The 6269-nt window shown below is 40.4% G+C and carries 5 protein-coding genes; all 5 read left to right on the forward strand.

All coding sequences use genetic code 11. The features are described from left to right. The first annotated feature begins 84 nt into the window (after positions 1-84). Positions 85-621 (forward strand): hypothetical protein, encoded by a 537-nt coding sequence (locus tag G337_RS0118390; protein ID WP_028865179.1) that lies wholly within the window; start codon positions 85-87, stop codon positions 619-621. Positions 622-1120: 499 nt separating this feature from the next. Then, positions 1121-2740 (forward strand): methyl-accepting chemotaxis protein, encoded by a 1620-nt coding sequence (locus G337_RS0118395; RefSeq protein WP_028865180.1) that lies wholly within the window; start codon positions 1121-1123, stop codon positions 2738-2740. Between the two features lie 25 nt (positions 2741-2765). Further along, positions 2766-3947, forward strand: coding sequence for a hypothetical protein (locus G337_RS0118400; RefSeq protein ID WP_028865181.1), 1182 nt, complete (start codon positions 2766-2768; stop codon positions 3945-3947). Positions 3948-3955: 8 nt separating this feature from the next. Further along, positions 3956-4366, forward strand: a complete 411-nt coding sequence (locus G337_RS0118405) for a hypothetical protein (protein WP_028865182.1) — start codon at positions 3956-3958, stop codon at positions 4364-4366. A 541-nt stretch (positions 4367-4907) separates the two neighbouring features. After that, the coding region (locus tag G337_RS0118410) for a transporter substrate-binding domain-containing protein (protein WP_028865183.1) at positions 4908-6269 on the forward strand (1362 nt) is incomplete at its 3' end.

Raw genomic sequence — 6269 nt, forward strand, 5'->3', positions numbered from 1 at the left:
AAATGTCTGCTGACAATTCACGTCAAATAATCAGTCGTACCATTCGCAAGCTTCGTAAATTAATGACGGCAAAGGAAATGAACTATGAAAAAAACTGACTCTGAACATCAAATATTACACGAATTTTCTGAGTTTATTGAAAACAAACCAACAGCTCCCGACAAACAAGTCGATAATGCGATTCTGCAAATGGTAGAAGAAGACCTCTGCCCACCTCTCTGGAAAGTCTACAGTAAAATGACCCTACTCAATGTTACATCCGGAGTTATGACTCTAAGTATCTGCCCCCAATTTGGTCTGGGGTTCGGACAAGAAAGCAAACTGTTCTACAACCTACATTTGGCAACACCAGATATTGTTTTCTATCTTTTCTGTGGTCTGTTCTTCGCAACGTTAGGGGCTGGATTATGCAGCTTAGTTTTAAAACGTGATGAAATCCGTGCTCTTAGCTATAGAAAATATCTTTATTTTATTGCTTATAGCGTCATTACTTTTCTTGCATTTACTGTACTAGGAACAGAAATTTTTATTAGCAGTTCAACAGTGTGGATATTAGGTGCAGTGCTGGGCAACGTCTTCGCTTTCGAATCAGTGAGTAGACTCAAACATTTAGCGCTATGAAAATAAATAGATAAAATCAATTCATCTGACAACTTTCAGTAAAAATCATCTGTGATGATCTGATGAATTTAGAGAATAACTTTTGTTTGACTATGTCTTAATTAGCTGTTGCAGAGCTCGCTCAACAGCTTCAAATAAACAAATGTCGGATTTGTTGAATGTCATACGTAGTAACTGCAAAAAAACAATATTTAAAATTCTATACTTTCCACTTATTATACTCATTTTATAATTTTTATCACAAATTTTAATAATGCTAAAACACTAACAGGAGACTACACTTAAGTGGTGCCGTTATTTTTATCCCTGTAACTTTTTTATAAAATAAATAATAAAGTTAACTGACGCTTTAAAGGTTTTATATTACAGATAACATCTGTGAGCATTGCCAACTTTTGAAAGCAAATAAACTTACATTTCAATATAGTAATATGTTGACGTGGTATGAAGCTGAGGATAAATGAGTTACCGATACTTATATTCACATGGAGTGGTATAAATGGGCTTGACTAGGCGTCTAAAAATAAGCCATAAGGTTGGAATCCTGGCGACGATAGCCGTTGTGGGATTTGCTGTTTACTTAGTTAAGAGCATGTTGGTTCAGCAACAAAGCCAGTTCAGCATAGAGCAAATTCGCGATCAGTATTTCCCTGCACTGGATACAGCTATTGTTGCGCAAAATGCGTTGTATAACATCGATCAACTGCTGCAAACTGCTGTTACTACTGGTGAAGAAGAATCCTTAACTGTTGCTGATGAACAGCAGCAGTTACTGAGGAGCAAACTGAATGAGTTGCAGCAAGTATTGCCAAGTGCTCAACAAGATGTTGAACACCTGCAAGGCTTGCTCAATAATTATTATGGGCCGGCGCGAGAAATTGCCTTAAGTTTGATTAATGGTAGTGCTGACTTTGCCACCTTACCTGTAAAAGCAGAAAGTTCAGCTGCTGTCTTGCAAGAGCTTACCCAAGGTATCGCTACGCTTCGAATCAGTACCGAAAAAGCGTTTAACGAGACTATCGACACAACCATTTTGAGTTCTCAATCAGCTGTCATAACTGGGATTATTTTGGGTATCGCTACAATAGTGGTGGTAATTGCCGTTGGCGTCATGACTACCCGCAGCATTGTTAACTCAATAGCCCAAGTAACCTCTTCACTGCGTGAAATTGCCGAGGGAGAAGGTGATTTAACTGTCCGTGTAGATTATGACGGTAAAGATGAAATTGCTGCGCTAGTGCATTGGTTTAATCAGTTCATACGCAAGATGCAGAGCAGTATTGCTACCACCACAGAAACTGTCCATGCGTTACAAGGCGTGTCATCGCGTTTGATGGAAACCAGCAAACATACCGTTTCAAGCATTGAGTCTCAGAATCACTCTGTGGAGGCGGTAAGTGCTGCCATTGAAGAAATGCTCAGCAGCGTTCATCACATTGCCAACTTTGCTTCGCAAGCCTCAGAAGAGGCTTCATCAGCCAATAATACTGCGCAAGAAGGTAATCAAGTTGTTGAAAGTACCATTTTGGTCATTAATAACTTAGCCGAACAAGTTAACAGCACTGCACAAGCGATTGATCAATTAGAGGAACACACTAATAACGCAGGGATGATTCTTGATTCGATTCGAGGTATTGCTGAACAAACAAACTTATTAGCGTTAAACGCGGCCATTGAAGCAGCGCGTGCTGGAGAGCAAGGTCGTGGTTTTGCTGTCGTTGCCGACGAAGTCCGTACTTTAGCTTCGCGGACACAAGGTTCAACTCAAGAAATTCAGCAAGTATTAGAAGAGTTACAAAAAGGCTCGAGTTCCGCCGTAGAGGCGATGAACCGAGGTATAGAGCAAGCTGGTTTGAGTGTTGAGCAATCAGCCCAAGCGGGTAAGTCGCTCATGGATATTACCAGTAAAGTGGAATCCATTCATGCGGTGAATGAGCAGATTGCAGCTGCTACCGATCATCAAACCCAAACATCAAATTTGATACACAGCAGTGTTAACGACATTCAACAAATATCTCTCGCGGTCGCGAAAGGCTCTAGTGAAATAGACCACGTCAGCGAAGATGTTAGGCAAGTCGTTCAACGTTTAAGTGATGTTATTAACCAATTTAAAGTGTAAGTAAGAAACAAAAAGGAGGTGTTTCATGGACTTAAAAGTATGGCAAGCGTTACCATTATGTGTCTTGAGTGGCGCAGTTATGGCAGACGAAGCTCTCGATCAACGAGTGAGTCAACTTGAGCAAGAGGTACAGGTCCTACGTGCACAAAATCAAGAAAATGCTTGGGCTCGAATTGACTTTAATGGATTTTACAGTGTTGGCATTAACCAGTCTAACAATAACTTAGGTTATGCAGGTTCTTCGGATGATTACGACTTTAACAACCTAACCTTAGTTGGTCTACAGGGTGACTTTGCTTTAGCTGATAATACTAGTATAACGGTGCAGTTGGTGGCTCGTGGTAAAGATGATTTTAGTCCTGAAGTAGAGTGGGCTTACCTAAAACACACCTTTGATAACTACATAACGGTACGTGCTGGTAAGTTACGTCTGCCATTGTACATGTACTCGGATTATCTCGAAGTAGGTTACGCCCAACCCTGGGCTCGTCCACCTGAAGAAGTATATGGCTTTGTTCCATTTAACTCTTTTGTAGGGGTAGATAGTAGTTACGACTTTGAGTTTGATGATTCAACGTTATCTGTACAAGGCTTTTGGGGGCAGTCGGAAGAAGGTAGTGCGAACTACGATGACATTCTCGGGATGAACCTAACCTGGATGATTGATAATTTCACTTTGCGCATGGTATATGGGATATCAAAAGTGACGGTTTCTCAAACGAACCAGCCGGATTATCAAGTCCTATCAGATAAAAATAAGTCTGACTTTTTTGGGGGAGGCTTTAGTTACGACAATGGTTCATTACTCGTAGTGTCTGAGGTAACTCGAGCAACCGTTGAAGGAGCATATCCTGATGTTGATTCTGGTTACCTAACTTTAGGTTACCGTTTTGGAAAAGTCATGCCTTATGGCACAGTAGCTGGAATGAAGACTCAAGATGATGATGAGCGCATTGATGTAATGCTGCCTCTTGGACCGAGTGGTTCATTAGTACCGGTCGATTCATCTTTTATTTACAATGGTAAGCGGACTTCATATTCTTTAGGTTTACGTTATGAGTTGTTATCTAATCTATCCGTGAAGTTTGATGCTACTTTTGTAAATGGCTTTGGTGATACCAAAGGTTTGTTAGCAAACAAAGTCAGTGGCACAGCAACTGAAGATAGTACAGCCATATACAGCATCGTATTTGACAGCGTATTTTAGGAGGAGTTATGAAGAACTTATTATTGGCTCTTTCTTTGAGCGTGTTTAGCTTGAGTAGCTTAGCTGCTCCGGTCGTTATTGCTAATCCAGCTGGCCCGGATGCTTTATCTAAAACCGAAGTGAAAAAGTTGTTTTTAGGTAAACTGAAAAAACTGCCTAACGGTGCCACTCCAGTTGTGATTGAATATAATAAAGGCGACATATTACGTATTAGCTTTCATGAACTTGCTACCGATAAAAATGAAGGACAGCTGCAGGCTTATTGGTCTAAGTTGATCTTTACCGGTAAAGCTAAGCCCCCCAAAACAGTAGCATCACCTTCGGTGGCGGTGTTTGAAGTGGCGAATAATGCCAACGCTATTGCTTACGTGGATGACGCTGACGTAACTGATGCGGTAAAAGTCGTTTTTAAACCATAAATAAAGTTAAGCTTAAAAAGAGCCTGCATGTTATGCCTTGGCTCAGTTTTGTTGCAACGATCAGTTATTGAGCAATTAGATGACATGCCTCTTTCGTTAATCCGGGGTTATTTATCATTCAACGACTCTGGGCATCACCGTGAGGTGGCATTTTAAGAAGGCCAATGACAAAACGTATTGATGACGAATAGAAACTTAATACTAGGCTGCGGCTGCTAAAGCCTGTTAATAACATGGCCGGCAAAACCATGACGCAATGAAGTGAATAGGTCAGTCACACTAGAATTTAAATCTATAGCAGGAGCAGAGACGACGAACACCGGCCTGAGTGATATAAAATGCTTCATCAGGTCAGATGAACAATACAGAAGAGGTGGTGCTGTAAAGCATTTTTATTCTTTAGCTGTTTAACTGCACCTAAAGGAAAGCCGTTCGTTTCTTTTTCATGGATGAGGCAGAGTTATCTTAAATATAACAATACCAAGCGTGACAATGAGGCTGTTAATCTAACTTAGTGACCGGCACAATGGAGCTTTAAAAAATGAAAAGTGGAAAAGTGCATAAATTATTTTCAATTCGCAGTAATATCTTATTCATTTTTTTCATTATTACATTTTTTATTGCCTTACTGCTGATAGGTCAGCAGTACTATTTCAGCAATCGTTTGTCGTTGGCGGCCGCCAAAACGTCTTTTATTCATATATCCCAGAGAGTTTCCGACCGCATAAAGCTTATTGACAGTAAATCGGCAACTATAATTAATATGGCTGCTGAATACCCCGGCCTGCAAGATTTATCTGATTATCATCAATACTATTCAACCATGAATTTTTTTGCAAAAGCCATTGTTGAGAATCCGGCTATTTATTCGTTGTATGTCGGCGATGAAAATGGGGACTTTTATCAACTGATTAATTTAAAGGTTGCTGAAGGAATGCATGAGTACTTCAATGCTCCTAAAAATAGCAGATGGCTTGCTGTCAGGATTATTTCACATCAAAAGAATGCGATTAAGTATAGCGAATATCTCGATGCGGATTTCAGGCTGATAGGCAAAAAAAACGAAAAGAGTAATTATGACCCGAGACAAAGGCCCTGGTTTAAAAAAGCTTCCGCTACAAAAGGGGTGGTGAAGACCGAGCCTTATAATTTTAATAGTCTGAACTCTCCAGGTATTACTTATGCGAGGAATATTAATACAAGTGGTATTGTTTTAGGGGCAGGTATCACCATGAGTGGGATATCTGCATTTTTGGCAAAGCAGGCCACTCTGCCGGAAAGTGAGCTCTTCTTGTTTAATGAAAAAGGTGAGAAAACCTCCTCCTCAGCTTCGCCTGAGCAGCTTAAAACCGATGTTATCGGACAGGTTTCCAAAATCACCACGTTAAATAAAGAAGAGCAAGAGTTTATAAGGGACAACCCGCAGCTTAAAGTTTCCAACGAACTTGACTGGCCTCCCTTTGATTTTGCTGAAAGCGGTGAACCGATGGGGTATAGCATAGACCTTATCAAACTTATCGGTTTAAAAACCGGGCTTGAATTCAAATTTGTAAACGGTTATTTGTGGAGTGAACTGGTTGTTCTTTTTAAGGAAAAAACGATAGATATTTTACACTCTCTTTCTAAAACCAAAGAAAGGGAGGCGATGGGGCTCTTTTCTGACGCTATCTTAGATATGCGTAATCATTTTATTACAGCTGAAAATGCGCCTGTAATTGAAGATATCAAAGCACTTCACGGGAAAAAAGTCGTGGTGGCGCAAGGATGGGCGATACAGGGCTACCTTTCCGATAATCATCCCGAAATTGAGCTGGTTCTGGTTAACGGTGTACTTGAGGCACTAGAAACTGTTGTAAAAGGTGAAGCGGATGCCTTTATCGGCAATGACAAAGTTGCTGAATAT

The organism is Psychromonas aquimarina ATCC BAA-1526, assembly GCF_000428725.1.
Lineage (GTDB): Bacteria > Pseudomonadota > Gammaproteobacteria > Enterobacterales > Psychromonadaceae > Psychromonas > Psychromonas aquimarina.